The 26267-nt window shown below is 68.4% G+C and carries 25 protein-coding genes; 2 read left to right on the top strand and 23 right to left on the bottom strand.

Features of this window, described 5'->3' with window-relative positions; genetic code table 11:
• Position 1: 1 nt before the first annotated feature.
• The 23 genes from rplC to ACVKXF_RS06300 form a co-directional block, all read right to left on the bottom strand.
• Positions 2-658, bottom strand: coding sequence for a 50S ribosomal protein L3 (gene rplC / locus ACVKXF_RS06410; protein WP_017885533.1), 657 nt, complete (start codon positions 656-658; stop codon positions 2-4).
• Positions 659-670: 12 nt separating this feature from the next.
• Entirely contained in the window at positions 671-979 is a 309-nt protein-coding gene (gene rpsJ, locus ACVKXF_RS06405) for a 30S ribosomal protein S10 (protein ID WP_017885534.1), read from the bottom strand.
• A 508-nt stretch (positions 980-1487) separates the two neighbouring features.
• Positions 1488-2315, bottom strand: a complete 828-nt coding sequence (locus ACVKXF_RS06400) for a DarT ssDNA thymidine ADP-ribosyltransferase family protein (protein ID WP_123311738.1) — start codon at positions 2313-2315, stop codon at positions 1488-1490.
• 79 nt (positions 2316-2394) lie between these two features.
• Positions 2395-3372, bottom strand: a complete 978-nt coding sequence (locus ACVKXF_RS06395) for a DNA topoisomerase IB (RefSeq protein WP_456795225.1) — start codon at positions 3370-3372, stop codon at positions 2395-2397.
• Positions 3373-3562: 190 nt separating this feature from the next.
• Positions 3563-4750: an elongation factor Tu gene (gene tuf / locus ACVKXF_RS06390; RefSeq protein ID WP_123311734.1), complete on the bottom strand. Its 1188-nt coding sequence runs from the start codon at positions 4748-4750 to the stop codon at positions 3563-3565.
• Positions 4751-4898: 148 nt separating this feature from the next.
• Positions 4899-7016, bottom strand: a complete 2118-nt coding sequence (fusA, locus tag ACVKXF_RS06385; RefSeq protein WP_123311732.1) for an elongation factor G — start codon at positions 7014-7016, stop codon at positions 4899-4901.
• Positions 7017-7103: 87 nt separating this feature from the next.
• Complete coding sequence (gene rpsG / locus ACVKXF_RS06380) at positions 7104-7574, bottom strand: 30S ribosomal protein S7 (RefSeq protein WP_055950927.1); 471 nt, start codon at positions 7572-7574, stop codon at positions 7104-7106.
• Positions 7575-7579: 5 nt separating this feature from the next.
• Complete coding sequence (rpsL, locus tag ACVKXF_RS06375; protein WP_017885540.1) at positions 7580-7948, bottom strand: 30S ribosomal protein S12; 369 nt, start codon at positions 7946-7948, stop codon at positions 7580-7582.
• A gap of 228 nt (positions 7949-8176) precedes the next feature.
• Positions 8177-9334 (bottom strand): hypothetical protein, encoded by a 1158-nt coding sequence (locus ACVKXF_RS06370; RefSeq protein ID WP_456795224.1) that lies wholly within the window; start codon positions 9332-9334, stop codon positions 8177-8179.
• Positions 9335-9370: 36 nt separating this feature from the next.
• Entirely contained in the window at positions 9371-9856 is a 486-nt protein-coding gene (locus ACVKXF_RS06365) for a DUF6121 family protein (RefSeq protein WP_456795223.1), read from the bottom strand.
• 27 nt (positions 9857-9883) lie between these two features.
• Positions 9884-10465, bottom strand: coding sequence for a CBU_0592 family membrane protein (locus ACVKXF_RS06360; protein WP_456795222.1), 582 nt, complete (start codon positions 10463-10465; stop codon positions 9884-9886).
• Positions 10466-10626: 161 nt separating this feature from the next.
• Positions 10627-11370 (bottom strand): hypothetical protein, encoded by a 744-nt coding sequence (locus ACVKXF_RS06355; RefSeq protein WP_456795221.1) that lies wholly within the window; start codon positions 11368-11370, stop codon positions 10627-10629.
• The gene (locus tag ACVKXF_RS06350; protein WP_456795220.1) at positions 11367-12161 is read right to left on the bottom strand and encodes a hypothetical protein; all 795 of its coding nucleotides are present in this window, start codon (positions 12159-12161) and stop codon (positions 11367-11369) included. Before ACVKXF_RS06350 ends, ACVKXF_RS06355 begins: the two co-directional genes overlap by 4 nt.
• A complete protein-coding gene (pilM, locus tag ACVKXF_RS06345; protein ID WP_456795219.1) occupies positions 12158-13210 on the bottom strand; it encodes a type IV pilus assembly protein PilM in 1053 nt (350 codons plus the stop codon). The genes ACVKXF_RS06350 and pilM overlap by 4 nt, the downstream gene beginning before the upstream one ends.
• A 54-nt stretch (positions 13211-13264) precedes the next feature.
• On the bottom strand, positions 13265-14113 hold the full coding sequence (locus ACVKXF_RS06340; RefSeq protein ID WP_456795218.1) for a prepilin peptidase: 849 nt from the start codon (positions 14111-14113) through the stop codon (positions 13265-13267).
• The gene (locus ACVKXF_RS06335) at positions 14110-15978 is read right to left on the bottom strand and encodes a hypothetical protein (RefSeq protein WP_456795217.1); all 1869 of its coding nucleotides are present in this window, start codon (positions 15976-15978) and stop codon (positions 14110-14112) included. Before ACVKXF_RS06335 ends, ACVKXF_RS06340 begins: the two co-directional genes overlap by 4 nt.
• A complete protein-coding gene (locus ACVKXF_RS06330) occupies positions 15978-16685 on the bottom strand; it encodes a PilW family protein (protein ID WP_456795340.1) in 708 nt (235 codons plus the stop codon). The genes ACVKXF_RS06335 and ACVKXF_RS06330 overlap by 1 nt, the downstream gene beginning before the upstream one ends.
• Positions 16685-18034, bottom strand: a complete 1350-nt coding sequence (locus ACVKXF_RS06325) for a type IV pilus modification PilV family protein (protein WP_456795216.1) — start codon at positions 18032-18034, stop codon at positions 16685-16687. The genes ACVKXF_RS06330 and ACVKXF_RS06325 overlap by 1 nt, the downstream gene beginning before the upstream one ends.
• Positions 18035-18120: 86 nt before the next feature.
• Positions 18121-18546, bottom strand: a complete 426-nt coding sequence (locus ACVKXF_RS06320; RefSeq protein WP_456795215.1) for a type II secretion system protein — start codon at positions 18544-18546, stop codon at positions 18121-18123.
• 185 nt (positions 18547-18731) lie between these two features.
• On the bottom strand, positions 18732-19964 hold the full coding sequence (locus ACVKXF_RS06315; RefSeq protein ID WP_456795214.1) for a type II secretion system F family protein: 1233 nt from the start codon (positions 19962-19964) through the stop codon (positions 18732-18734).
• Positions 19964-21490, bottom strand: a complete 1527-nt coding sequence (locus tag ACVKXF_RS06310; RefSeq protein WP_456795213.1) for a PilT/PilU family type 4a pilus ATPase — start codon at positions 21488-21490, stop codon at positions 19964-19966. The genes ACVKXF_RS06315 and ACVKXF_RS06310 overlap by 1 nt, the downstream gene beginning before the upstream one ends.
• 19 nt (positions 21491-21509) lie before the next feature.
• On the bottom strand, positions 21510-23177 hold the full coding sequence (locus tag ACVKXF_RS06305; RefSeq protein WP_123311706.1) for a GspE/PulE family protein: 1668 nt from the start codon (positions 23175-23177) through the stop codon (positions 21510-21512).
• A 178-nt stretch (positions 23178-23355) separates the two neighbouring features.
• The gene (locus ACVKXF_RS06300) at positions 23356-24384 is read right to left on the bottom strand and encodes a GNAT family N-acetyltransferase (RefSeq protein WP_456795212.1); all 1029 of its coding nucleotides are present in this window, start codon (positions 24382-24384) and stop codon (positions 23356-23358) included.
• A gap of 85 nt (positions 24385-24469) precedes the next feature.
• Between ACVKXF_RS06300 and ACVKXF_RS06295 the strand changes: the two genes are divergently transcribed.
• Together ACVKXF_RS06295 and ACVKXF_RS06290 are read left to right on the top strand one after the other, a co-directional pair.
• Positions 24470-24865 (top strand): VOC family protein, encoded by a 396-nt coding sequence (locus ACVKXF_RS06295; RefSeq protein WP_111083488.1) that lies wholly within the window; start codon positions 24470-24472, stop codon positions 24863-24865.
• Between the two features lie 177 nt (positions 24866-25042).
• Positions 25043-26200 carry a hypothetical protein gene (locus ACVKXF_RS06290; RefSeq protein ID WP_456795211.1) on the top strand — a complete coding sequence of 386 codons (1158 nt, stop codon included), beginning with the start codon at positions 25043-25045 and terminating at the stop codon, positions 26198-26200.
• Positions 26201-26267 lie beyond the last annotated feature (67 nt).

Genomic DNA, 26267 nt, shown 5'->3' with positions numbered 1-26267 from the left:
ATCACTTACCCTTCACGGCGGTGCGGACGAAGACGGAGCGGCCACGAGCACCGGGGACGGCGCCCTTGACGAGCAGCAGACCCTTCTCGGCGTCGACGGCGTGCACCGTGAGGTTGAGGACGGTCACGCGGTCGCCACCCATACGGCCAGCCATGCGCATGCCCTTGAAGACACGCGACGGGGTCGAGGAAGCACCGATCGAGCCGGGCTTGCGGTGGTTGCGGTGCGCACCGTGCGAGGCGCCGACGCCGTGGAAGCCGTGGCGCTTCATGACACCGGCGAAGCCCTTGCCCTTGGAGGTACCGACGACGTCGACCTTCTGGCCCGCCGTGAACGTGCTGTCCACGGTGAGCTCCTGGCCGAGCGTGTACTCAGCGGAGTCGTTGGTACGGATCTCGGTGAGCGTGCGACGCGGGGTCACGCCAGCGGCCTCGAAGTGACCGGCGGCCGGCTTGTTGACCTTGCGCGGGTCGATGGCGCCGGCGGCGATCTGGATCGCCTCGTAGCCGTCGCGCTCAGCGTTGCGGATCTGGGTGACCACGTTCGGGCCGACCTCGATCACGGTGACGGGGATGAACTTGTTGTTCTCGTCCCACACCTGGGTCATCCCGAGCTTCTTGCCGAGGAGGCCCTTGACGGTCTTGGTTGAGTTCGCCATTGGTCAGCCCCCTTACAGCTTGATCTCGATGTTGACGTCTGCCGGCAGGTCGAGTCGCATGAGCGAGTCAACGGCCTTCGGCGTCGGGTCGACGATGTCGATGACCCGCTTGTGCGTGCGCTTCTCGAAGTGCTCGCGCGAGTCCTTGTACTTGTGAGGGGAACGGATCACTGCGATCACGTTCTTCTCGGTGGGGAGCGGCACCGGGCCGACCACGGTCGCACCGGCACGGGTCACCGTGTCGACGATCTTCCGGGCCGACGTGTCGATGACCTCGTGGTCATACGACTTGAGCCGGATGCGGATCTTCTGTCCCGCCATGTGTCTCTTGTCCTCTCTGCGCCGCGCACCCTCTGGCCGCCTGACGCCGCTCGGCTCTGCATTCCTGCAGACCGTGCTGTTTTCCTGAACCAACCGGCCGCATCCGCTGGGGATGACCGCTGTTCACCTGTCAACCGCGCGGGCGACCTTGGCCGTCCAGCGTGGGCAATCGACTTCCTCGCACTCCGGGCGCAACAGTGTCGCGTCCGTCATGACCTCGGGGAGTCGTGTTCTGCTGCCTGCGGCCCAACCCAGCCCTGCTGAACAGGGGGGTTGTGCACTGCCAGAGCAGTGATCCTGCGGACTCGCACCCGCGGGGAATTCGGAACCGGACAAGTCTCGCATGTCCCGAGCCCACGTGCAACCCGGGCGTGTCGCGAGATGCCGGGCGTGTCGACACCGGCTCGCTTCCCCGGATCCACGCGGATCGGACGGTCGGGAGGCACGGCTCGCCGCCGCAACGTGGAGCGCCCTCCGGAGATGGTCCGGAGGGCGCTCGTGGAGACGGTTACTCGGCCGTCACCGGGGGCACGAACCAGGGCGGGAAGACCGCCACGCGCGGCGCGTGTCCGCCGTGGTCGGCGAGCACCGCACGGACCGTCTGCCGTGCCTTGTCGTTCGGTACGCCGATCACCGCGACCGACGAGAACGGCACGCTCGGCCCGGCGAGGAGCTCGAGTCCGAGCATCTCCGGGTCGGAGAAGTCGGTGCGACGGATCAGGTTGGTCGCAGCGTCCGGGCCGACCGCGAACCGCACGTCGTCGGCGTCGGCATCCTGGTCGGCGACGACCACCGAGGCGCCGAACGCCGACACCGGGACGACGAGCACGACGTAGTCGACGGCGCGCGTGCGGCGCGCGGCGTCGGACCACCGCTCGCCCTCGGCGCCGGTGCGGAGCTCGTCCCAGCGGACGGCGTCCGGCGACAGCGTGAAGGGCACGTGGCTGGCGATGGTGCTGCCGTCGGGCGCTTCGGCTTCGGCGCGGGCGGCACGGGTCTCCGGGCTGCTGACGTCGACGGCGGGCTCCGCCTGGTCGGCCGCCAGGATCGCGCCGGACCCGACGATGCCGTCGAGGTTGTCGATGTGGGTCACGTGGTGCGCGCGCAGCGACGCGAAGACCCGGGCCTCCGGCAGCTCGGCCGACGACGACCGGAGTGACGTCGGCGAACGGAGCGACGTCCCCGGGCCGGAGGCCGGCGGGTCGACGCGCAGGTTGGTGGTGATGCGGGTCCGCCGTGGCGTCGGGGCGGCGGGGATCGCCGACTCCTCACGCTGCCGGGGCGCGCAGATGTCGCAGAGCTCGGTGGGGAAACCGTGGATGCACTCGTCAGTCACGACTGTTGTGGGTCCTTCCGTGCCGTGTGGGGTGGTCCGGCACGTCGACCAACGCTACGTCATCCGGACGCCCCCGGGGTCATTGTCGGTAGAGCAGCGCCCGGACCTCGGACTCGGCGGCGTGGATCCGAGCCGGATCGATGGTCTCACCGTGCTCGTAGGCGTCGAGCAACCGCGGGTCGATGTAGCTCTGTCGGCACACCGTCGGGGTGTTCCCGAGCTCCTCGCTCGCGGCCTTCACGGCGTGGGAGACGGCGCGCTTCCGCTTCGCCTCCGACGACAGCGGACCGGTCTGTGCCAGGTCGACGGCCGCGGCCACCGTGCCGTGCAGGGTGCGGAAGTCCTTCGCCGTGAACTCGTCGCCCGCACGTTCCTTCACGTAGGCGTTGATGTCCTCTGCGGAGAGCGGCTCCCATTCGTCCCCACGGCGTTCGCGGAACGAGAGCAGTCGCGCGTTCGGCCCGCGGCGCTTCATGCCGGCGATCACCGTGGCGAGGTCCGCGTCGTGGATGGACGACGACCACTCCTGGCCGCTCTTGCCGGGGAAGTCGAGCTCGATGTCGTCGCCGGAGACGTGCGCGTGGGCACAGAGCAGGGTCGAGAGTCCGCGACTGCCGTGCTCGGTGGCGTACCGCTCCGAACCGACCCGGAGGGACCCCTGGTCGAGCATCCGGAACGCCGCAGCGAGCGCCCGGCGGCGATCGGGCTCCGGGCGGCGGAGGTCCTGGGTCACCCCGCGTCGCGCGACCGGCAGCGACTCGGCGAGGGCGAGCGCACGGTCGTACTTGATCCGGTCCATCCGCTCACGCCACGACGGGTGGTACATGTACTGACGTCGACCGGCACCGTCGATCCCCGTCGCGAGCACGTGCCCGTTCTCGTACGGCGAGATCCAGACGTCGTCCCACGCCGGCGGGATGACGAGATCCTCGAGCCGTTGACGGACCGCGGCATCGGTGACGGTCGCACCGTCGGGATCACGGTACGAGAAGCCGCGTCCGCTCCGGACACGGTGGTAGCCACGACCGGAGGTCGTGGAACGGCGCAGGCGGGTCACCTGTCCGAGCCAACTCCACGATGCCTGGGACGCCGCACGGGGCGGACCGGCGCCGTCGCAGCGGACCCGCCCCGGGCCTCCCGTCCGACGCCCGTGCGAGCCGTGAGCGGCCGTCAGTGGCGCGTGGACGGGAGACGACAAAGCGGGGCCGAGCCCGAAGGCTCGACCCCGCTGAGGCAGGTAACCGGAGTTACTTGAGGATCTTCTCGACCGTACCGGCGCCGACCGTACGACCACCCTCACGGATGGCGAAGCGGAGGCCCTCTTCCATGGCGATCGGCTGGATCAGCTCGACCGTCATGGCGACGGTGTCACCGGGCATGACCATCTCGGTGCCCTCGGGCAGCGTGATGACGCCGGTGACGTCCGTGGTGCGGAAGTAGAACTGCGGGCGGTAGTTCGCGTAGAACGGGTTGTGACGCCCGCCCTCTTCCTTCGTCAGGATGTACGCGTTCGCCTGGAACTCGGTGTGCGGCGTGACCGAACCCGGCTTCACGACGACCTGGCCGCGCTCGACGTCCTCGCGCTTGAGGCCACGGATGAGCAGACCGGTGTTGTCACCGGCGACCGCCTGGTCGAGCAGCTTGCGGAACATCTCGATGCCCGTGACGGTGGTCTTCTGCGTCGCGCGGATGCCGACGATCTCGACCTCCTCGTTCAGGTTGAGCGTGCCACGCTCGACGCGACCGGTGACGACCGTGCCACGACCGGTGATCGTGAAGACGTCCTCGATCGGCATCAGGAACGGCTGGTCGGTGGCGCGCACCGGGTCCGGCACGTGCTCGTCGACCTGGGCCATGAGGTCCTGGACCGACTTGACCCACTTCTCGTCGCCCTCGAGCGCCTTGAGCGCCGAGACCTGCACGACGGGAGCGTCCTCGTCGAACTGCTGCGAGCCGAGGAGCTCGCGGACCTCGAGCTCGACGAGCTCCAGGATCTCCTCGTCGTCCACCATGTCGGACTTGTTCAGCGCGACGACGATGTACGGGACGCCGACCTGGCGGGCGAGCAGGACGTGCTCACGCGTCTGGGGCATCGGGCCGTCGGTGGCGGCGACCACGAGGATCGCGCCGTCCATCTGCGCCGCACCCGTGATCATGTTCTTCACGTAGTCGGCGTGACCGGGGGCGTCGACGTGCGCGTAGTGACGCTTCTCGGTCTGGTACTCGACGTGCGAGATGTTGATCGTGATGCCGCGCTGGCGCTCCTCGGGAGCGTTGTCGATCTGCGCGAAGTCACGGGCCTCGTTGAGGTCCGGGTACTGGTCGTGCAGAACCTTGGTGATCGCCGCCGTGAGCGTGGTCTTGCCGTGGTCGACGTGACCGATGGTTCCGATGTTGACGTGCGGCTTGGTGCGCTCGAACTTGGCCTTGGCCACTGTGGGTCCTCCTCAGGACTCGGAAGCGTCATCCCCGGCCGGCCCTGGATGGGCTCGCGACCGTTGATGCGCGGTGTGTGTCTTTACTTTACTTGGTGGCGGGGGGCCCGTCGCCGGGCACCCCCGCCTGTGGAGAGACGCTCGAGCGTCACTCCCCCGCGTTCTTCGCGATGATCTCCTCGGCGACCTTGGCCGGGACCTGGCTGTAGGTCTCGAAGGTCATCGAGTAGACCGCACGACCAGAGGTCTTCGACCGCAGGTCGCCGACGTAGCCGAACATCTCGGACAGCGGCACGCTCGCGCGGACCACCTTGACGCCCGAGGCGTCCTCCATCGAGGCGATCTGGCCACGACGGGAGTTCAGGTCACCGATGACGTCGCCCATGTACTCCTCAGGAGTACGGACCTCGACGGCCATGATCGGCTCGAGGATCGCCGGACCGGCCTTGCGGGCCGCTTCCTTGTAGGCGATCGAACCGGCGATCTTGAACGCCATCTCGGACGAGTCGACGTCGTGCGCCGCGCCGTCCTTGAGGGTGGCCTTCACGCCGACCGTCGGGTAACCGGCGAGGATGCCGACCTGCATGGCGTCCTGGATACCGGCGTCGACCGACGGGATGTACTCGCGCGGGACACGGCCACCGGAGGTCGCGTTGACGAACTCGTAGACCTTCTCGCTCGTGACCTCCATCGGCTCGAGCGCGATCTGCACCTTCGCGAACTGGCCGGAACCACCGGTCTGCTTCTTGTGGGTGTAGTCGTAGCGCTCGACGACCTTCGTGAGGGTCTCGCGGTAGGCCACCTGGGGCTTGCCGACGCTCGCCTCGACGTGGAACTCGCGCTTCATGCGGTCGACGAGGATGTCGAGGTGGAGCTCGCCCATGCCCTTGATCGTCGTCTGACCGGTCTCGGCGTTGAGCTCGACGCGGAACGTCGGGTCCTCTTCGGCGAGCTTCTGGATGGCCGTGGAGAGCTTCTCCTGGTCGGCCTTCGTGTTCGGCTCGATCGCGACCTCGATGACCGGCTCCGGGAACGTCATCGACTCGAGGACGACCTGGTTGGTCGGGTCGCACAGGGTGTCACCGGTGGTGGTGTCCTTGAGGCCGATGACCGCGTAGATGTGGCCAGCGGTCACGTTGGCGACCGGGTTCTCCTTGTTGGAGTGCATCTGGAAGATCTTGCCGATGCGCTCCTTCTTGCCCTTGGTCGAGTTGATGACCTGCGCACCGGACTCGATCGAGCCGGAGTACACGCGGACGTAGGTGAGGCGACCGAAGAAGGGGTGCACCGCGACCTTGAACGCCAGGGCCGAGAACGGCTCCGACGCGTCGGGCTTGCGGATGATCTCCTTCTCCTCGTCCTTGACGTCGTGGCCGATCATCGGCGGCACGTCGAGCGGGGACGGGAGGTAGTCGATGACGGCGTCGAGCATCGGCTGGACACCGCGGTTCTTGAACGCGGAACCGCACAGCACCGGGTAGAGCGTGCTGCTCACGGTGAGGGCGCGGATCGCGGCCTTGATCTCGTCGACCGAGAAGTCGGTGTCGCCCTCGAGGTAGCGCTCCATGAGGACGTCGTCCGCCTCGGCCACGCGCTCGATGAGCTTCTCGCGGTACTCGGCGGCGCGGTCCTGCAGGTCGGCCGGGATCTCCTCGATCTCGTACTTCGCACCCATCGCGACGTCACCCTTGGCGTCGCCGCGCCAGGTGAGTGCACGCATCTGGACGAGGTCGACGACGCCTTCGAACGAGCTCTCGGAACCGATCGGCAGCTGGAGCACGAGGGGCTCCGCGCCGAGGCGGTTGATGATCGTGTCGACGGTGTAGTAGAAGTCCGCGCCGAGCTTGTCCATCTTGTTGACGAAGCAGATGCGCGGGACGTTGTACTTGTCCGCCTGACGCCACACGGTCTCGGACTGGGGCTCGACGCCCTCCTTGCCGTCGAAGACGGCGACGGCACCGTCGAGGACGCGGAGCGAACGCTCCACCTCGACCGTGAAGTCCACGTGACCGGGGGTGTCGATGATGTTGATCTGGTTGTTGTCCCAGAAGCAGGTCGTCGCGGCCGACGTGATCGTGATGCCGCGCTCCTGCTCCTGCGCCATCCAGTCCATCGTGGCAGCGCCGTCGTGGACCTCACCGATCTTGTGCGTGATGCCCGTGTAGAACAGGATGCGCTCGGTCGTCGTGGTCTTGCCGGCATCGATGTGCGCCATGATGCCGATGTTGCGGACCTTGTTCAGGTCGGTGAGCACGTCCTGTGCCACAGGGTTCCTCCGGAAGAGTTGTAGGAGAGGTTGGCGGCCGTCCGGGCGCCGGGGTTCTTGACCACCGGTGCCCGGACGGTGCCGGGACTACCAGCGGTAGTGGGCGAAGGCCTTGTTCGACTCGGCCATCTTGTGCGTGTCCTCGCGGCGCTTGACCGCGGCACCGAGACCGTTCGACGCGTCGAGGATCTCGTTCATGAGACGCTCGGTCATCGTCTTCTCGCGACGGGCCTTGGCGTACGAGGTCAGCCAGCGGAGCGCGAGGGTGTTCGCGCGGTGCGGCTTGACCTCGACCGGGACCTGGTAGGTCGAGCCACCGACACGGCGGCTGCGGACCTCGAGGGTCGGACGGACGTTGTCGAGCGCCTTCTTGAGCGTGACGACAGCATCCTGCTGGTTCTTGGCAGTGACGCCCTCGAGTGCACCGTAGACGATGCGCTCGGCGAGGCCCTTCTTGCCGTCGAGCAGGATCTTGTTGACGAGCTGGCTGACGATCGGCGCACCGTAGACCGGGTCGGCGACGACGGGACGCTTGGGGGCGGGACCCTTACGAGGCATCTAACTCAACCCTTCTTCGCGCCGTAGCGGCTACGAGCCTGCTTACGGTTCTTCACGGCCTGGGTGTCCAGGGCGCCACGGATGATCTTGTACCGCACACCGGGGAGGTCCTTCACACGACCGCCACGGACGAGCACCATCGAGTGCTCCTGGAGGTTGTGGCCCTCACCGGGGATGTACGCCGTGACCTCGGTGCCGTTCGAGAGCTTCACACGAGCGACCTTGCGCAGTGCGGAGTTCGGCTTCTTCGGGGTGGTGGTGTAGACGCGGGTGCACACACCACGCTGCTGGGGGTTCGCCTTCAGGGCGGGCGCCTTGGTCTTGGTGACCTTCGGCGTACGACCCTTGCGAACCAGCTGCTGAATAGTAGGCAACTGTTCTCCTGGTTCTTCGCTCGTGCTCTCTGGCCGGCGCGATCCGCCGGCTTCCTCGTCCCACGCTGATGACCGCCTGACGGCGGAGGAACCTGCGGGGGACGGAGTGGTCCGGCTGGGCGATCCCGCTCGCCGGACTTTTCGGGCGCGCCCGAGGGCGCACACCCAGAAGAGACTACCCGCGTAACGGAACGAAATCAATCCGGGCCGGCACCACGCCGGACACCGTCATGAGCCGGTGTCCGAGGACCCGTTGCCGACCGCCGAGCGGAACGTCGCACCGGAGCTCGAGAACCCCGTGATGTACCCGCTCGCGTTGACGTTGAGCGGCCCGGCCGAAGCCGTCCCGGTGCCGCCCGCGCCGGCGATGTCCGCCGTGAAGGTCGCCCGACCGAACGTGGTGGTGGAGACCAGCCAGCCGTTCGAGGTCCAGCTGCCGACGGCGACCGTGGGGCGCGACTCGAGCGTCCACTTCTCGTTCGTGTACGTGTACGCGGGGTTCTCGCCGTAGGCGTAGAAGCTGCACCCGGCCGGTGCAGCGTCGTTCGAGGCGATGCAGCCGTCGACCCAGGCGTCCACGGCCCGCTTCGCCGCCTGCTCCCCCGCGTTCGCGAGCGCCGCGGTCATCTGCACGGATGTCGAGGCGCCGACCCCGAACCCGCCCACGTCGGCGCTGCCGCCCGTGGCCTTCGTCCACTTGCCGCCGTCGTAGGTGACCGCGTAGGTCCCGGGGAGCGCGCGGAGACTGACGGTGCCGTCCTTCGAGGTCTTCGTCGACGTCCCCGCGACCTGCACCGAGGCGCCGGACGGGCCCCGGACGCTGACGTCGACGCTGCCGAGCTCGGGCGACTGCAGCTCCCACACCGGGAACACACCCCAGTCGGTACCGGTCTTGTCGAGCGTGAAGGTCGCCGCGACCTCTCGTCCGCTCTGGCGGAGGTAGGCGCGAACGGTGGCGGTGTCGCCGTCCGTCCGCGTCGCAGCCACCCGGTAGCCGGTGACCTTGGCCGTGGCCTTCGCGTACGCGGCGTCGGTGAGGAGCACGTCCGACTTCGTGCGGTCGATGCCGGCGGCGTCCAGGGCCTCGGCGACCTTCCCCGCGGTCAGGTCGTCGAGGAACGCCCGAACGGGGCGGTCGGCCGAGTGGGTGGCCGAACCGACCGAGAACCCGACGACACCGGCGACGAGCAACAGCACGACCGCGGTGCTGCCGGCGATGATCCCGACCAGCTGGCCGCGGCGGAGCTTCCGGCGCGGAGCGCGCGGCGCGGGCGTGGTGAACTCGGCGCCTGCCGGCCCCTCGTGCGTCCCGCGGATCGATGCCACCGGCGGCACGGCTCCCCAGCCGCTCTGCTGGTCCGGATCCGGTGTGTGCTGGTCGCTCATGGTTCCCCCGTTGCGTGTGCGTCGTGCCCGGGCAGACTACCGCCCGGCGACGTCGTCGCCCGCGACCGTCGACTCGTGCCGCCGGTCTGCGTCAGGCGTCCGACCCGTCGTCCGCGCCTGGTGCCGGGCCATGGAGATCCCGCCGATCACCGACAGGAGCGCCACCACGACGGACCCGACGACGAACGGGCCGAGCGCGTAGCCGGCCGGGAAGACGAGGAGTTCGGTCAGGTCGCGGCGGATCACGGCGTACCCGACCGCGCCGACGCCGAGCATCACCAGGTAGGCGGTCGCGGCCGCCACGAGTCCGGTGACCCCGGGGTTGCCCTCACGCGCACCGACAGCGGTCGCGAGGAACACCACCACTGCCGCGCCGATCACCATGGCCGGGCCGAGGTACGGGGTCGCGTCCGGCTGCGCGATCGCCTCGACGTCGGCGAGGAGCGCTTCGAACCCCGCGACGGCGACGACGAGCGCGATGAAGAGGACGGACGTCATCGTCGCGATCAACCACCGGGACATGAGGTGATCGTATCGCCGCCGGGGCGGTCAGCGGGTGGCTTCGGTCCGCTCCGCGTGGTCGGCGTGGTCGGCGTGGTCCACCTGGTGCTGTGCTGCGGCGACGAGGGCGAGTGCGATCGTCGCGGTGATGATCGGGACGGTCTCGGTCATCGGAGCGGCCTGCGTCGTGCTGGTGGTCGGCGCTGCTTGCGTCGTGCTGGCGGCCGGTGCGGCCTGGAGGCCCGGGGCTGCGTCCGCCTCGGAGGGTTCCTCCGGCTCGTGGTCGCGCAGGGCCGGGCCGATGATCGGCAGGACGCCGGTGGTGGACGCCGGCTCAGCGTGCAGGACGGTCGCCTCGGAGGCTGCCGGCTCGCCGCGCTTCGCCGCGCGACGGGCGCGCCCCATCTTCACCAGGACGACCACGGCCACGATCGCCCAGATGCCGTTGACGATGGTCGACGGCACAGCGTGGTGTGCGGCCACGTTGACCGCGACGGCCAGGCCCCCGACGAGGTTGAAGAGCTGGTAGACCGGCCCGTTCGGGAGCTTCCCCGTGGAGAAGAGTATGTAACCTGCCAGCACGGTTACTGCACCGAACCAACCGAGGAATTCAACGATTCCGACCAACACGCGCGACTCCGGGCACGACGAGGAACGGCCGATTCGAGCCGACCGTTCGAGAGAGGATGAGCAGCCGCGATCACGGCCTCGTGAGCATCGTACGCAGGCCGACGGGTGTCGCGGAAGAGGGGTCGGCGTGGCGCGTCACACCCCAGTCCGCGGGGGTCGGATCAGCCCTTCCCCGAGGCGCTCGTCTCGGTCGTCAGGACGTACACGTACCCGCCGAAGGTCCACGTCGTTCCCGAGGCGGACGAGCCGTCGCCCTCCGTCGCAGCCTCGCTCGAGGCTGCCGAGGAGATCGCGTTGACGAGGAACAGGCGCTCGCCGCCCTGGACTCCCTTCACGAACTGCAGCGCCTGCTCGAAGGACCCGTTGACCGAGACGGTGACCGGGATCATCGAGAGGTTCGACGACGTGATGGCCGGATCCGTGAACACCGTCGGCGTCGTCGGGGACGCGCTCGGGGTCGGAACGGGCGTCGGGTCGCCAGAGTCGGTCGCTGTGGGGGTGGCCGAGGCGGTCGCGGTCGGTGTCGCTGCGCCAGAGGCAGCCGCGGCCGCAGCGGGCGGGGTGTAGGCGACTGCATCCGCGGTCGTGATCGACGCCACGGTCACACCAGTCCCAGCGGCGACGCCGTTCAGCTCTTGGTAGAAGCTCGCCATGCTCGCAGATGCCGGCATCGACTTCTGCAGCTTCGCGAGTTGGGCGCGCATCGCCGGGAGGTCCTTCGACTGCTTCTCGAGCCGAGCGAGTTCGACGGTACTCGTCGCATTGGCCCGGTCGACGTCTACCTGCTGGTCACGGTTCGATGCCGCCTGGGCCAGTTGGGGCTGCACACCGAGGAAGAACCCCGCGACCACCACGATCGCCATGGCGACGATCGCGAAGAGGGTGTTGAGACGGTTCTTGCTCATTTGGATCCCCCGTTGTCCGCGTACTTGCCGTCGTAGGCTTCCTCATCGATGTGAACCGTCATGTTGACCGTGTAGGCGCCACTCGACTGGTCGAGCGTGACGGCGTTGGCGGTCGCGTCCACGAATCCAGGGAGCCCCCTCACCGAATCGAGCCATCCGGGGACCGAGGGCAGCGTCGAGCTCTGTGCGTCGAAGGTCAGGGTCGCGATACGTGCCCCTTGCAGCGGAGAGTCCGCCTGGGCGTACGCCTCGACCGGCGAGGCCGAGTCCACCGTCACACCCGTGATCGAGACACCCTCGGGAAGTGACGCTCCGACCTTGGCGAGGTAGTCGCCCCAGGCGATCTCGGTGGATCCGCCGACCGCCTGTGCCGACTCGAGCAGCGAGGTCGAGGACTCGGATGCCCGGACATCGGAGTACTGCTGCTGCTGCTGGAGGATGGAGAGCGTCTCGGCCTGCGCCTGTGCGAGGTCCGTCCGTGCCTGCGCAGACAGCATCGCCGCTGCGCCCGAACCGACGGTGGCCACGACGCCGAGGATCACGACGCCCAACCAGAGCCGACGGACGACCGCCCGTTGACGACGGTGCACGAGCACCTCGGTCGGGAGGAGATCGACACTCGGACGAGCACCGATGGCCAGTGCCTGCGCGGCACCACGCCCCTGTCGCTTCGTTCGGTCTGCAGTCTCCGCAACGATCTTGCGTTCGACCCCGGCACCCTTGACAGCGCGGGACCGCGGCTTCCTACCGGCCTTGAGCCCGAAGCCCGTCGCCTTCGTTGCCTGGCTCATGCTGCCTTCCCTCCGACTGCGAGACCCCATGCCACGGCGATCGCGTTGCTGTGCGCGCTGAGGGCCTCGGCGGTGATGGACCGTGCCGTACGGACACCGGCGAAGGGTGTCGCGACGCGCGCCGGCACACGCGTGTACTCCGCGAGTGCGTCCGCGAACCCGGGGAGCACCGCGCCGCCTCCGATGAGCTGCACATCGCCGACCGACTCGGATGGTCGGGTGTTGTCGAAGTAGTTGATGGTGTTCCGCAGGCTCGAGAGGAGTTCCTGGACGGACTCTCGCACCGATGCGATCGCGGTGGCGTCGTCGGGGGTCCGCGCGGACAGCTCCCGTATCCCGAAGTGGCGCTTGACCACCTCGGCTTCCGACTCGGAGATGGACATGCGCCCCGCGAGCGTGCGAGTGATGTCGTCTCCGCCGGTCGGTACGATCCGGACGAACTTCGGCACACCGTCCGTCACGATGACGACGGTCGTGGTGTTCGCGCCGCACTCGACGATCGCAGTCGTGCCGCGGTGCGTCCGCGGAGTGACGACGCGCGACAGTGCGAACGGGATCAGGTCGACCCCGACGGGGTTCAGTCCCGCCGCCTGGACGGCCTGCACGTTGGCGAGGACAGCGTCCTTGACAGCAGCGACCAGGAGTCCCGAGACGACGGGACCGTTCTCCCCCATGCCCTCATCAGTCGGGTAGAAGTCGAGGATCGCTTCGCCAACTGGGACGGGGAGCATGTCCTGCACCTGGAACGGCAGCGATTCGCGGATCTGCGCGAGCGGCGCCATCGGGACCGTGAGGTCGCGCGACAGCACCCGCTGGTTGCCCATCCCGAGCACGACGTCCTTCGAGCGGAAGTGGCCGATCGTCCAGAGCTGCCGCAGCGCACCGGCGACCGTGTTCGGCTCGAGCACCTCGCCCTGGCGCGTCGAGCCGATCGGGATCGGGACCTCGGCGAACCGGACGATGGTCGGCTCGGGACGGTCCGGATCCTGGACCTCGACGGCTCGGATCGCGAACGCTCCGATGTCGATGCCCACGATGTTCTTCGCCATGGTTGGTTCCTGCTTCGTTCGGGTCGGGGGATGTCGGTCGGAGCGTGCTGTGCGTCAGAAGAGGCCGAGCAGGCGGAGGTAGCCGTCCCAGATCGGAGCGCCGAGGACGATCCCGACCCACGCTCCGCCGAGCATCCAGGGGCCGAAGGGGATCCCGGTCCGCCGCCCGGTCCGGCGGATCACGAGGAGGACGATCGCGAAGATACCGCCGAGGACGAAGGCACTGAAAGAACCCACTGCGAGGGGTCCCCATCCGAGGTACGCGAGCACGAAGCCCAGCACACCGGCGAGTTTCACGTCACCGAGTCCCATCCCCCCGGGGACGGCGATCGCCAGGGCGAAGTAGACGAAGCCCAGGATCACGGCCCCGATCACCGCTCGCATGAGCGCACCCCAGTCTCCTGAGACGGCACTCGCGACGAGCAGGAAGGCTCCGAGGACCACGTACGCGGGCAGCACGATCCGGTTCGGGAGCGTGTGCGTCTCGATGTCGATCAGCGCCAGGGAGACGCTGATCGCCATGAGGTATAGGAGCGCGGCGAGCACGACCGCGCCGTGCGCGACACCCACTGCGTCCGGCAGTGCCGGCGGGACGGCGAACCGGGACATCCGGGGAGACGATGCGAAGAGCACAGCCACGAGCGCGAACAGCAGACAGGTGACCGCCTCGACGGCCGGGTACCGCCCGGAGATCGGAGCGGCACAGTCGCGGCAACGCGCTCGGAGCATGATCCACGACAGGACGGGCACATTGTCCCGCCGGCGGATCTCGTGTCCGCACCCAGGGCAGGCGCTCGCCGGACGGACGACGCTCAATCCGGCCGGCACCCGGTACACGACCACGTTCAGGAAGGAACCGATCAGGAGGCCGAACAGTGCGGACATCCCGATGACGATCGTCACAGCGCGGCTCCTGTCGAGTCGTACGCCGTCTTCGACTCCACCTGCGCCGCGACCGTGTAGGTGGTGATTGTCGGTTGTGGGAACTTCGGCGGCGTGTAACTCCGCAGACTGGAGTCGTACCGGTAGTCCTTGGTGTAGCCGGTTCCGCTGGAGAGTCCCACGGCACCGCGCCAGTTCTGGGCGATCGATCCGTCGATGGTGAGGGTCCCGCGTCCGGTCGTCGGTCCTCTCGTCCAGTTCTGCACGACGAATGTGCCCGCGTTCGACAGGATCGATGCATCGATCTCGCGGTCGGCGCCCGACGTCGGCGTCGCAGGGGCGCCCGAGGAGTTGATCGGATTCCACACCCACACGGCTTCCTGTCCGATGAGGCCCAGGACAGTGGACGCCGACCGGTTCGCCGGGTACTTGATGTCCCCGGTCACGTAGAGGTAGTTCTCGGCGGCGAGCGTGACGGCCTTGTCGACGACCCCCTGCACGAAGATGTCCCCGTTCTCGCAGCCGTACGGCTGCGAGACGAGCACGCCGCTCCCGGCGGTCGGGCTGACCTCCGAGTTGTTCTTCTGCGTCGTTGCGCTGCCCGTTGTCGAGACGTACGGGAAGCCGACACCGTTCGACTGCAGGCTGGTCGCGGTACTTGCAGGCGACGTGTTGTCGCAGGCGTTCTTCTGGTTCTTGAAACTCGACGCGTCCCAGAAGTTCGGGTCCTGCGTGCTGCCGGACCGAACTGCGGGTTCATTCTGCACGTAGACGATGTTGTTGGTCGGGATCGGCACCGTCGCACCCGCACCCTGGAGAGCAGCTACCGTGCCGCACTTCGCGGAGTTGTTGTTGTCGCCGGCGGTGGGGAGCGCGCCCGCCGTAGCCGTAGCGGCCTTGACCTCGGTCGCGATCGTCATCGGAGACAGCACCGTCATCGTGCCGTTGCCGTTGAAGGTGATCCTGGTGGGTCCTGTGTACAGACACCCCACGCCCTCAGGCGTCTCGGTCGTCGACGGGAGATCAGTGCGGGCGTAGTCCCGCAGGTTCCCGATGGTCGCCGGCGGTGTGAGTGTGGAGGTCGTGGTCGGGGTCTGCGCGAAGGTCGCCTTCTTGCTCGTCGAACAGTCCGTCGTCGAGTACCCGTAGACGCTCTGCACGGTGCTGTCGAAGGTCGAGCCGCAGATCTTGAGCTGATCGTTCGTCCGGACAGGCCCCTCGAGCTCGTCGTTCGGCCCGAACTGGATCTGAGCGCACGTGGTGCTCACTGCGAGCGTCTGGTAATCGCTCGTGCACGGGGTGGAGCTCTTCACGGGGTACTTCTCGTTCGTGACCGAGGGCTTCCCGGACTCGTAGTTCGTGTAGTAGAGGTAGTTCGAGAAGCCGTCCGGACGGATGTTCGCGATGAACGTGCGCGTCGTGGAGGCAGACTTCCCGGTCACCTGCAAGCGGATGAGGCCCTGCGTTCCGAGCTTCGAGTTGTCGACCGCATACCGGTAGGCAGCGTCCGATCGGCTGCCGTCGGCGCCGGGGACCCAGACCCACGAAGCGTCACCGCCCGCCTGGTACGCGAACGCCGGGTTGCTCCCGGCTCCGGACGGGAACGAGCTGCCCGTCGAGAGACTGAACGGTGCCGACGCCTGCCCGTAGAGCCCGTACGAGTTGTCGGCGTTGAGACGGGCCTGGTAGTCGGCGATGCCGGCCTGCGCGGCCGCGGCGGCGCGCTGCCAGGCGGAGTCCTTCGCAGTGACCCGTGCGCCGCTGGTCGACGTCGCCACCATGGTCGCGACCAGGAGCATCACGACCATCGCGATGCCTATGACTGCGGGGAGGGCGAACCCGGCCTCGTCGTCGCGCGCACGGAGGGTCTGCATGAGGCGGCGCATCAGGATCCTCCGAGGGCGACGTTGACGAGCGAGACGGTGTTGGTGAGGACGACGGCGTTCGGATCCGATGTGCTCGATCCGGTCGTGACCGTGACCGTGACGCTGGTGATGTTCGGCAGCGCCACGGCGGGCACCGGCGCGGTCGCCGAACCGACCTGGACACCCTTGGCGTCCGTGAACGTGAAGGACGTCCCACTTGGCACGACGTTCGTCGCCAGGACCCTCGTCGTCGTCGGTGTGGCCGAGAGCGTGGCGGCGGAGCTGGTCGTGAACGTGGAGTACGGGGCCTTCGCGGTCCATCCCGAGCCGGACCACGTCGTCTCCGTCAGTATCCTCGTCGCCGGGTCGACGGTGAGCTGGACCTGCTGCGTCTTCGAGTCGGACGACGCAGTGTTCACGAAGGTGAAGAAGCGCACCGACGAGGCGCTCGCGTACTGGAAGGCATCGAGCGGGTCAGAACCGGTCGGCACCGGGTTCTGCGTTGCCGACTGCAGCATCCGCGTCGACTCGTTCATCGCGTTCGAGGCGAGCCGCGTGTTCCCGCCGATGTTCTTCGCCTGCACGGCCGTTCGTTGGGCCGAGACGAAGAACGATCCGGCGACCGCCAGGATGACCAGCCCCATCGACATGGCGACGATGAGCTCGACGAGCGTGACGCCTGCTTCGTCCCGCCGTGCCCGCTCCAGCACTCCGGCGATGCGGCGCATCACGGCGTCACCGGCACGACGCGCGGGTCCAGCGCGACCACGTTCTTCGTCGCGGCGACCGTGACGTTGGTCGCACCAGAGGTCGCCGAGATCGTCGCGACGGCCGTGGTCGCATTCGTTGTCGTCGTCCCCTCGAGGAGGGTCCACGTTCCGTAGGGCAGCGCGATGTTCGTGAGCGACTTCGGCGTGAGCCCCGTGAAGGTGTACTTCACGCTCGGAGAACAACCCGGGTCCCCGTTCGCGACGGCAGCCGTGTTCTTCACCGTCGCGGTCAGGACCGAGTTCGAGTCCTTGAGTTGGACGCCGACGACCCCCATCGCTATCTGCGCGGTCGCTGCCTCACCCGGCGTCCCACCGATTCCCGGCCCCAGGATGTCGGGGTTCGCAGTGAGCTTGTTCGCGACCGGCCACGTGAGTGGGTCGACGTTCTGGCAGGTCGCCGAGTACCCGCCACCGAGCGGCGTCCAGCCGTCGGTGTACGGGAACACCGAGACGGTCGACGAGGTTGCTTGTTGGATCGTGTCGCCGTGACGGAGGACGCCGCTGAACCCGCTCGGCAACTTCGCCGTCGTGTTCGCGTTCGCCGCGTAGGTCATCGTGATTGTCGCCGGGCGATCGTACGAGAACGTCTTGCTGGCCACGGAGCCGGACTGGGCACTCACCACGGCCGACGTCTTCCCGTCGGGGGTGATGTTCCCGGACTTGCTGATCGTGATCGTGTACGCACCCGGCGTCACGTTGAGCGCGTAGGTGCAGCCGTCGCTGTCGGTCGCCGCGGGCTGGGCCGTCAACGCGGCACCGCCCCCGCCGGAGACCGGCGTGATCTGAACGGAGACGCCCGCGTTCGGCCCCCCGCTCGCCGCCTGCACTCCGACGACGATCGTCGACGCGGAGTTGGTGGACACCGAGGACGGCGGGGCGACGAGCGTGTCGAGTTTGACGTTGCGGGGCTTGGCGGTCGGACTGCTCTTCCAGCTGACCGACACGTTGACGCGCTTGTAGGAGAGTTGGCCGGTGCCGGCGCCGCACGTGTTGTCCGCACCGGACGAGGTGATCCAGCTCGTCGTGCGAGTGACGGTGTACTCCTGTGAGCCCACAGTGCTCTTCGTCGTTCCGCCCGTCACCGAGAAGACGTCGGGATCGCTGCGGACGGCCGTGATGTCTGCCGCCGCGAGGTTCAGCGCCGCCTCACGGGAACGGTTGTCCTGGGTGAGGGAGATCGTCGCGACGATGCCCGTGGCGACCCCGGCGGCGATGAGCGCGAACACGACCATCGCGACCATGACCTCGATGATCGTGAACCCGCCCTCGCTGCCCGATGCACGGAGGCGATTGACGATGGCGTGCATGCTGGCCTCCGCATGGTGTCAAGGGTGTGCGACGGACGGGGAGAGGGCGAACCACGGCGAAATGCCGCGGCCCGCCCTCAGAGTTGTCAGCAGGCGCTGTCCTTGACCTGCGACGTGTTCGAGATGCTGTAGGCCTTCTTCGTCTTCGAGTTCGATCCATCGATGCACCAGGCGGTGGCGCCCGTGGCCGGCACCGTCTTGTAGGCAAGCGTGTTGTCCGAGCTCACGGAGTATCCGTAGTCGCCGAGCGTGGCCTGGTCCAGTGCCGTCGGAAGCGAGCCCTTGTCCGTCTGGTACGCGACGATCGCGGTCTTGATGTTCGACAGGTCGGACTGCACCGACGAGTTGCGTGCGTTGTTCTGCACGTTCAGGTACACCGGGATCGCGATGGCAGCGAGGATGCCGATGATGATGACGACGACGAGGAGCTCGATGAGCGTGAAGCCCTTCTCCTCCTCGGCCAGGAGACCCTTGCGGCGAGCTTCGAGCTTGCCCATGAGAGCGAAGTACATGGTGGTTTCCATTCTGCGGGAATGTCGAGGAATTGTTTCGGGGCTTGCTCGGCCGCCGCACATCAGCGTATTCGGAGCGTTTCGGGGGTGTAATCCCGAGAACGGGGGGCAACGTAGGCGCGAAACACCCCCAGTGCGGGGGATGAAGGAATTGCCCGACGCCCCCGCATGGGGGGTGGAATATGCTAGGAGGCGCCTTCGATGACGCTGGTGATCTGGAAGATCGGCAGGTACAGCGCGATGATCATGCCGCCCACGACAACACCGAGGAACGCGATGAGCAGCGGCTCGATCAGCGACGTCAGGGCATCCGTGGTCGCTTCGACCTCGGCGTCGTAGAACACCGCGATCTTCTCGAGCATCACCTCGAGTGAACCGGCGTCCTCACCGACTGCCACCATTTGCGAGACCATCGACGGGAAAACTGCCTCTTTTGCGAGCGGGACCGCAATGGACTCACCCTTTCGCACGGATTCACTGACATTGTTCAATGCCCGTTGCACCACGAAGTTGTTCGAGACCTCCCCGACAATTCGCAATGCCTGGAGAATCGGTACGCCGGCACCGATCATGTCGGAGAGGTTCCGGGCAAAGCGCGCGATGACGATCTTCTTCTGCAATTGCCCGAACACCGGGAGGCGAAGCACGATCGGGTCGACGAACGAACGCACTTTGTCAGTGTTCTTGTTCACGCGCCACCAGAGCCAGAAGGCGACCACCGCGATGGCGAGCGGGATCGCGATGTAGCGCATGGCGTGCGACACGTAGACGAGCATCATCGTCGGCAGGGGCAGCTTGCTGCCGAGCCCCTCGAACATGCTCTGGAACACCGGCACGATGAAGATGAGCATGATGATGACCGCGAGGAGCGACATCACGAGGACGACCACGGGGTAGGTCATCGCCGACTTGATCGTCGTCCGGAGCTTGTGCTCCTTCTCGAAGTTGGTCGCGATGGAGTCCATGGCCTTGTCCAGGAACCCACCGGTCTCACCGGCGCGGATCATGTTGATCATGATCGGCGGGAAGTCGACGGGGAACTTCGCCACGGCGTCGGAGAACGACACGCCCCGCTCGACGTCGTCGCGGACTTTGCCCAGGATCGATCGGAGCTTCTTGCTCTCAGTCTGCTCGGCCAGGATCGACAAGGCCTTGAGGAGCGAAAGGCCGCTCGCGAGCATCGTCGCGGCCTGCCGGGCCATGATGGCGAGTTCCTTGAGCTTGATGCCGGCTTCGAATCCCGGGATCTTGATCTCGGTCTGCAGCCCCGTGCCGGCCTTGGACTCGGTGATCGCGATCGGCGAGACGCCCATGCCGCGCAGGCGCTGGACGACAGCGCCCTCGGACGAGGCGTCGAGGCGCCCCTTGACGAGCTTGCCGGCACCGTCGCGCCCGCGGTAGTCGAATGCGAGTGACATCAGTGGCCTCCGGAGAACTTGTCGCCGAAGTCGATCCCGCTGGCGGCGATCGCGGCTGCCGATGAGTCGGACGGGGACTCGACGCGCTGCACCAGCCGGTCGAAGCCCTCTTCGTCGTGCACCTTCTCCATCGCGGCCTTGCGTGAGATCGTGCCGACGTTGACCAGTTCGGCGAGGTCCTGGTCCATGGTGTGCATGCCCAGGTCGCGCCCGGCCTGCATGGCCGAGGTGATCTGGTAGGTCTTGCCCTCGCGGATCAGGTTGCCGATGGCGGGGGTGATCGTCATGATCTCGGTGGCGACGACGCGACCGACGCCGTTCGCCTTCGGCACCAGCGTCTGGCAGACGACGCCCTGCAGGGTCGCCGCGAGCTGTGTGCGGATCTGGCCCTGCTGGTGCGGCGGGAAGACGTCGATGACACGGTCGATGGTGCCGGGGGCGCTCTGGGTGTGCAGGGTGGCGAACACCAGGTGACCGGTCTCGGCGGCGGTGAGCGCGACGGAGATGGTCTCGAGGTCGCGGAGCTCACCGATCAGGATGACGTCGGGGTCCTGGCGGAGCACGTGCTTGAGCGCGGCGGCGAAGGAGTGCGTGTCGGCGCCGACCTCGCGCTGGTTGATGATCGCCCGCTTGTGCTCGTGCATGAACTCGATCGGGTCCTCGACCGTCACGATGTGGTCGGCCCGGCTCTCGTTCACCAGGTCGATCAGGGCGGCGAGGGTCGTGGACTTGCCGGAGCCGGTGGGGCCGGTGACCAGGACGAGTCCGCGGGGCAGGCCGGCGAAGTCGCCGACGTGCTCGGGGATGCCGAGCTGCTTGAGCGTCTTGATCTTCGTGGGGATGATGCGGAAGGCCGCACCCCAGTTGCCGCGCTGCTGGTAGAAGTTCACGCGGAAGCGGTACTCCGGCGACAGCGAGTACGCGAAGTCGAGTTCCTGCTCCTGGTCGAACTGGCCGGCCTGCTCGACCGACAGCAGCGTCTTGAGGGCCGCGATGACCTTGCCGCGCGACCACGAGCCGCCGGGCACCGCGGGACGGAGCGAGCCGTCGACGCGGACGGTGGGCGGGGCGTCCGCCGTGACGTGCAGGTCGGACGCGCCCTGGTACACGACCTGGGCGAGCGCGGTGATGAGGTCGGGGTCGGCGACCTCGCGGGCGTGGCGGGCGAAGTCGATGTCGCCGCCGAGCGTGGCGGTCGGTGCGGGCGCGACCGGAGCGACGGGCAGCTGCTGCGTCGGGGTCTCGGCGTAGCCGTACGTCGCGGTCGACGACGGCACCGCGGCGGGCGGCGTCGCCGGGGTGGCGAGCGGCTGGGCGACGGGCACGGCGACGGGCGATCCCGACGGCGCCGGCCACGCGGCGGTGTCGTCGCCGAGGTCGTAGACCTGCTCCGGGGGCGCCGCCGCGGCGGCAGCGGCCAGGCGTGCTGCGCGCCGGGAGCCCACCTCGGTGCCGGGGTTGCCCGGGTGCCAGCCGGCGACGGGCTCGTCGCCGGGGATCGTGATGTCGTACACGGAGTCGGTCATTGGCTGCGCTCTCTCGTGCCTACGCGACCACGCGCAGGATCTCGTCGACGCTCGTGAGACCGAGCTTGACCTTCTCGAAGCCGTCCTGGCGGAGCGTGAGCATCCCCTGCGCCTGGGCGACGCGGCTGATCTCGGCGCTCGAGGCACGCGAGACGGCGAGGCGCTCGATCTCCTCGGTGACGGTCATGACCTCGTGCAGGGCGATGCGGCCGCGGTACCCGGTGTTCGAGCAGACCGCGCAGCCGATGGGGGCGAAGAACGCCGGGACCTCGTCGCCGGGGCGCAGGAACCCGAGGGTCCGGAGCTGTTCGGCCTCGTACACGGCGGGCGCCTTGCACCGGTCGCACAGCCGTCGCGCCAGACGCTGGGCGACGACGGAGTCGAGGGCGGAACCGACCAGGAAGGGCTCGATGTCCATCTCGGTGAGACGGGTCACCGCCGACGGGGCGTCGTTCGTGTGCAGCGTGGACAGCACGAGGTGACCGGTGAGGGACGCCTCGATGGCGATCTGGGCGGTCTCGTGGTCGCGGATCTCGCCGAGCAGGACGACGTCGGGGTCGGACCGCAGGATCGAGCGCAGTGCGGACGCGAACGTCAGACCGGCCTTCGGGTTGACCTGGACCTGGTTGATGCCGGCCATCCGGTACTCGACCGGGTCCTCGACCGTGATGACGTTGATCTCCGGCTTGGCGACGGCGTTCAGCGTCGTGTAGAGCGTCGTGGACTTGCCGGAACCGGTGGGCCCCGTGACCAGGATCATGCCGTACGGCTTCGAGTACGACCGCTGGTACGCCTGGAAGTTCTGCTCGAGGAGGTTGAGGTCCTTGAGGGTCAACGACGTGTTCGTGTTGTCGAGGATCCGCATGACGACCTTCTCGCCCCACACGGTGGGCAGCGTCGCCACACGGAGGTCGATCTGGCGGCCGCCGTGACGGACCGACATGCGGCCGTCCTGTGGCTTGCGACGCTCGGCGATGTCGATGTCGCTCATGATCTTCAGACGGCTGATGACGCCGTTCTGGATGTTCTTCGGTGCCGGGGCCATCTCGTGCAGCACGCCGTCGATGCGGTAGCGGATCCGGACCTCGTGCTCACCGGGCTCGATGTGGATGTCCGAGGCGTGGTCCTGGATCGCCTGCGAGACGAGCAGGTTCACGAAGCGGACGATCGGGACGTCGTCGAGGGCGCCGTCGGCCAGGTCCACCTGGGCCGACGAGCTGACGGCGGCTTCTTCCTCGAGCGACGAGGTCAGGTCGTTGAGTTCGTCGTCGGCACGCAGGTAGCGGTCGAGCGCGGTGAGCAGGTCGCGCTCGTCCACCTGGAGCGGCTTGATCGGTCGGCCGGACGCAGCGCGTGCGTCGTCGATCGCCAGCACGTTGGTCGGGTTGACCATCGCGAGGATGAGCAGCTCGCCCTCGAAGCCGACGCCGAGGACGCCGTGCCGGCGGCAGAGCGCCGCAGGCAGGATCGAGACCGCCGTGCCGTCGACCGGGTAGTCGGTGAGCGGGACGGTCCGGGAGTTGTTCGAGGCCGCCCGGGCCGTGATGAACTGCGCTTCGCTCACGACGCCCTGGTCGACCAGGCCGCGGATGGCGCGCTCGTCGAGGTCCTCGTCGCCCGTCATCGAGTCGAGGTGCTCGATCGGCAGAGCGCCGTTCAGGATGAGGATCTCGGACAGGGTCGCCATGAGTCCTGTGCCTCCTTGGACTCGCGCGCGGCGAGACGTGGTCGGGATGCGCACCACCAGGGATGTGGCGCTCGACCACGCTACTTCTGCGACAGTCGTCGGCCGCAGTCCCAGAAGGAGGGGGCGGAGGGGGTCTGGATGCACCCAGAACTGGGGTCCAGGAGCTCCGCCACGACGGTCAGAGCGGCGTCGACGCGGTGACGTGGACCTCCCCGGCCACGAAGCCGAGTCGTTCGTAGATGCGACCGGCTCCGCTCGGGTTCTCGGCGTCGACGTGCAGCACCGCCGCGGACAGGCCGTCGGCGCGGATCGCCTGCAGGGTCGCGTCGAGGACGATCGGCGCGAGCCCCGTCCCCCGTGCGGCACGGACGACGCCGACCCAGTGCACGTACCCGTACGAGCGGCCCCGCGCGGCGAACCCGTCGGGCTCGACCTCGACGATCGTGAACGCCAGGACGGTGCCGTCAGCGCCCACGACGACCCGCGACAGGTCCAGCCGGCTCTTGTCCGAGGTGAGGAACCCCCGCCAGTCCGAAGCAACCATCGGCTGGGAACCCCAGTGGTCGCGGAAGGCGTCGTTCTTGGCCGTCCGGAGCGGTTCGATGTCGTCCACCGTGACGGGCCGCAGGACGAGTCCGTCCGGCAGCGCGGGGACCGCCTCGGAGGCCCGCCCCAGGTCGTCGAACACGACCTGCATGTCGAGCCAGGTGCGCACCGGCGCGAAGCCGAGGTGTGCCGCCAGCCGGAGCGCCGAGGACCCCTGCCGCCCACCGACGTCGAGCGTGGCCGGCAGGTCGACGTCGAGCGTCGCCAGGCGCTGCCGGGCACGGCCGACCTGCCACGCGAGCACCCGTCGTCCGATCCCCAGCCCGCGCAGGTCGGGGTGGACCGCCCCGTCGAGCACCGCGCGCGCGGCGGTGACCCGGGAGGGGACGTCGATGACGATGCCGTAGGCCTGCACATGCCCTCCAGCATCGACGCCCACCACGGTGTCCCGGGCGACGTCCAACCCCTCGGTGGACAACGACCGTTCGAGGTCGGCTGTGGAGGGCCGAGCGTGCGGGTCGTCGACCGCGGCTGACGCGACCGCGACGGCGTGCATCGCCCCGACGTCGTCGAGCGCGGCGGCACGGAACGTCAGCCCGCCGACCGCCGTGGGGAACGAGAGGTGTGCCGGGGCCGTGATCCGTTCGCGCAGGGTCGCCATCCCTCCACCCTGCCAGTTCGGCCGCGCAGCGAGAGACCGCCGGAAGACCCTCGACGAGCAGGCCCGACCGGGACCATCATGAGACATGGACATCACGAGTGTGACCGTCGGGCTGCCCGTCACCGACATCGAGGCGTCCTGCCTCTGGTACGGCGCCGTCTTCGAGCGCACCGAACCGGACCTCGAACCCGAGGACGGTGTCGCCGAGTACGAGGTCGGCGGGATCTGGATCCAGCTCTACGAGGACGACTCCGCCGAGGAGAACCCCGTGAGCGTCCGGTTCGGCGTCGACGACGTCGGCGCACAGCACGCCCGCATCGGTGCTCTCGGCATCGACATCGGCCCCGTCGAGTGCGTCGACGGGGCCGTGAACTGGTTCGACGTCCGCGACCCCGACGGCAACGTCCTCAGCTTGTTCTCACTGGTCGACGAGACCGGTCGCGGATCCGGGCGCGACAACGGCGCGGACCGCGCGCTCTAGACGACACCGCGTGCCGGCCGGGAGGCCCGTGGCGGCCTGGCACCGGGCCTCCCGTCCGCCTCGTCGTCACGACCACCGCCGTGCCCCTGTCCGGAGCGTTCTGCGATGCAGCACGCGTGTGAACAGTTCGTTCCGGGGTCTGGACAGGGCGCATCGAGCTGGTGCAGCATGTGCGGCATGCAACTGTTCCACATTTCAGATACTCCCCGCGCTCGCTGGCTCGCCTTCTCGGGAGCGCTCGTCGTCATGCTCGCCGTCGTCGGCGCGGCCACGCCAGCCCGTGCAGCCGTCGCCTTCACCGCGCGGGTGGCGTCGATCGCCCACAACGCCGGGACGGTGACGGTCACCGGGACCGGCGATCCAGGGGACCTCGTCACCGTGCGCCCCTCGGACGGCGCCCCCGTCGACGCACGTGTGCGGACCGACGGCTCCTGGCGCGCAGCGACGCACGTCGAGGACTTCGGCGACCACACCTTCACGGTCTCGGACTCCCTCGGGTCACCGGCCCGCACCCTCCACGCGACCACGAAGCCGGTGACCTGGGCCGGGATGGTGATCGTGCGCGAGGGCTGGAACCGATCGCTGAAGGTCATCGCTGCTTCCGGCTTCGAGCCCGGCGCGCGGCTCGAGTTCAGCGTGGACGGCGTCCCGTCCGGGTCGACGAAGGTCGATCGCGACGGCGCCGTTGCCCACCGCATCACCGGCATCGGGTTCGGCCGGCACACGCTCACCACGGTCGAACGCTTCGACGGCGCCGAACAGCTCCGGATGAACAACACCGCAGACCAGGCTGGAGACCCGATCGTGGACGACGTCCGGGTCGACCCGGTCGCACGGACCGTCCACGTCGAGGGCCGGGGTCCGTCGGCGACCGACATGCGGTTCGTCGACGAATCCGGGGCTCCCTGGTCGCTCGTCGACGGGTCGGACTGGATCGTGAACTCCGACGGGACCTGGAGTGCCGACCTCGCGTACCCCGCCCCCGGCACGCGGTTCATGGGGATCACCGCGGAGGTCCACGAAGGCGGGGTGCTCGTCGGTTCCGCGACGACCGGAGCGATGATCCCGTTCCCCGTGACCGCCTCGGTCCAGCGCTTCACCCCGGGCAAGCTCGTGCTGTCCGGGACGGCGGAGCCGAACGCCCGGTTGTCCTTCACCGACGCCGACGGTGCCCCCGCGCGGGATGCCGACGGCAACGAGGTCGAGCCCCGCGTGCCGGGGAGCGGCGCGTGGACGGTCACGCTCGACCCGCGCACCTTGGCTGGCGGGACCGTCACGGTGCACGCCACGGGCGACGACGGGCCGCTCGGCTCAACGACGGTCACGTACCGCTGATCGCCGACGCACCGCAGGTCGTCCGTACGCGGAAGGGCCCCGCATCCAGGAGGATGCGGGGCCCTTC

The sequence above is a fragment of the Curtobacterium sp. PvP017 genome (assembly GCF_054060195.1).
Note: the sequence above shows the minus strand (reverse complement) of the source record. Positions and strands in the feature narration are given on the sequence as shown.

Bases quoted from the DNA above. Each gene is read 5' to 3' on its own strand.
- rplC (WP_017885533.1), bottom strand. From the start codon at position 658: ATGGCGAACTCAACCAAGACCGTCAAGGGCCTCCTCGGCAAGAAGCTC.
- rpsJ (WP_017885534.1), bottom strand. From the start codon at position 979: ATGGCGGGACAGAAGATCCGCATCCGGCTCAAGTCGTATGACCACGAG.
- rpsG (WP_055950927.1), bottom strand. From the start codon at position 7,574: ATGCCTCGTAAGGGTCCCGCCCCCAAGCGTCCCGTCGTCGCCGACCCG.
- ACVKXF_RS06370 (WP_456795224.1), bottom strand. From the start codon at position 9,334: ATGAGCGACCAGCACACACCGGATCCGGACCAGCAGAGCGGCTGGGGA.
- ACVKXF_RS06365 (WP_456795223.1), bottom strand. From the start codon at position 9,856: ATGTCCCGGTGGTTGATCGCGACGATGACGTCCGTCCTCTTCATCGCG.
- ACVKXF_RS06355 (WP_456795221.1), bottom strand. From the start codon at position 11,370: ATGAGCAAGAACCGTCTCAACACCCTCTTCGCGATCGTCGCCATGGCG.
- ACVKXF_RS06350 (WP_456795220.1), bottom strand. From the start codon at position 12,161: ATGAGCCAGGCAACGAAGGCGACGGGCTTCGGGCTCAAGGCCGGTAGG.
- pilM (WP_456795219.1), bottom strand. From the start codon at position 13,210: ATGGCGAAGAACATCGTGGGCATCGACATCGGAGCGTTCGCGATCCGA.
- ACVKXF_RS06335 (WP_456795217.1), bottom strand. From the start codon at position 15,978: ATGCGCCGCCTCATGCAGACCCTCCGTGCGCGCGACGACGAGGCCGGG.
- ACVKXF_RS06330 (WP_456795340.1), bottom strand. From the start codon at position 16,685: ATGCGCCGCATCGCCGGAGTGCTGGAGCGGGCACGGCGGGACGAAGCA.
- ACVKXF_RS06325 (WP_456795216.1), bottom strand. From the start codon at position 18,034: ATGCACGCCATCGTCAATCGCCTCCGTGCATCGGGCAGCGAGGGCGGG.
- ACVKXF_RS06320 (WP_456795215.1), bottom strand. From the start codon at position 18,546: ATGTACTTCGCTCTCATGGGCAAGCTCGAAGCTCGCCGCAAGGGTCTC.
- ACVKXF_RS06315 (WP_456795214.1), bottom strand. From the start codon at position 19,964: ATGTCACTCGCATTCGACTACCGCGGGCGCGACGGTGCCGGCAAGCTC.
- ACVKXF_RS06310 (WP_456795213.1), bottom strand. From the start codon at position 21,490: ATGACCGACTCCGTGTACGACATCACGATCCCCGGCGACGAGCCCGTC.
- ACVKXF_RS06305 (WP_123311706.1), bottom strand. From the start codon at position 23,177: ATGGCGACCCTGTCCGAGATCCTCATCCTGAACGGCGCTCTGCCGATC.
- ACVKXF_RS06300 (WP_456795212.1), bottom strand. From the start codon at position 24,384: ATGGCGACCCTGCGCGAACGGATCACGGCCCCGGCACACCTCTCGTTC.
- ACVKXF_RS06295 (WP_111083488.1), top strand. From the start codon at position 24,470: ATGGACATCACGAGTGTGACCGTCGGGCTGCCCGTCACCGACATCGAG.
- ACVKXF_RS06290 (WP_456795211.1), top strand. From the start codon at position 25,043: ATGCAACTGTTCCACATTTCAGATACTCCCCGCGCTCGCTGGCTCGCC.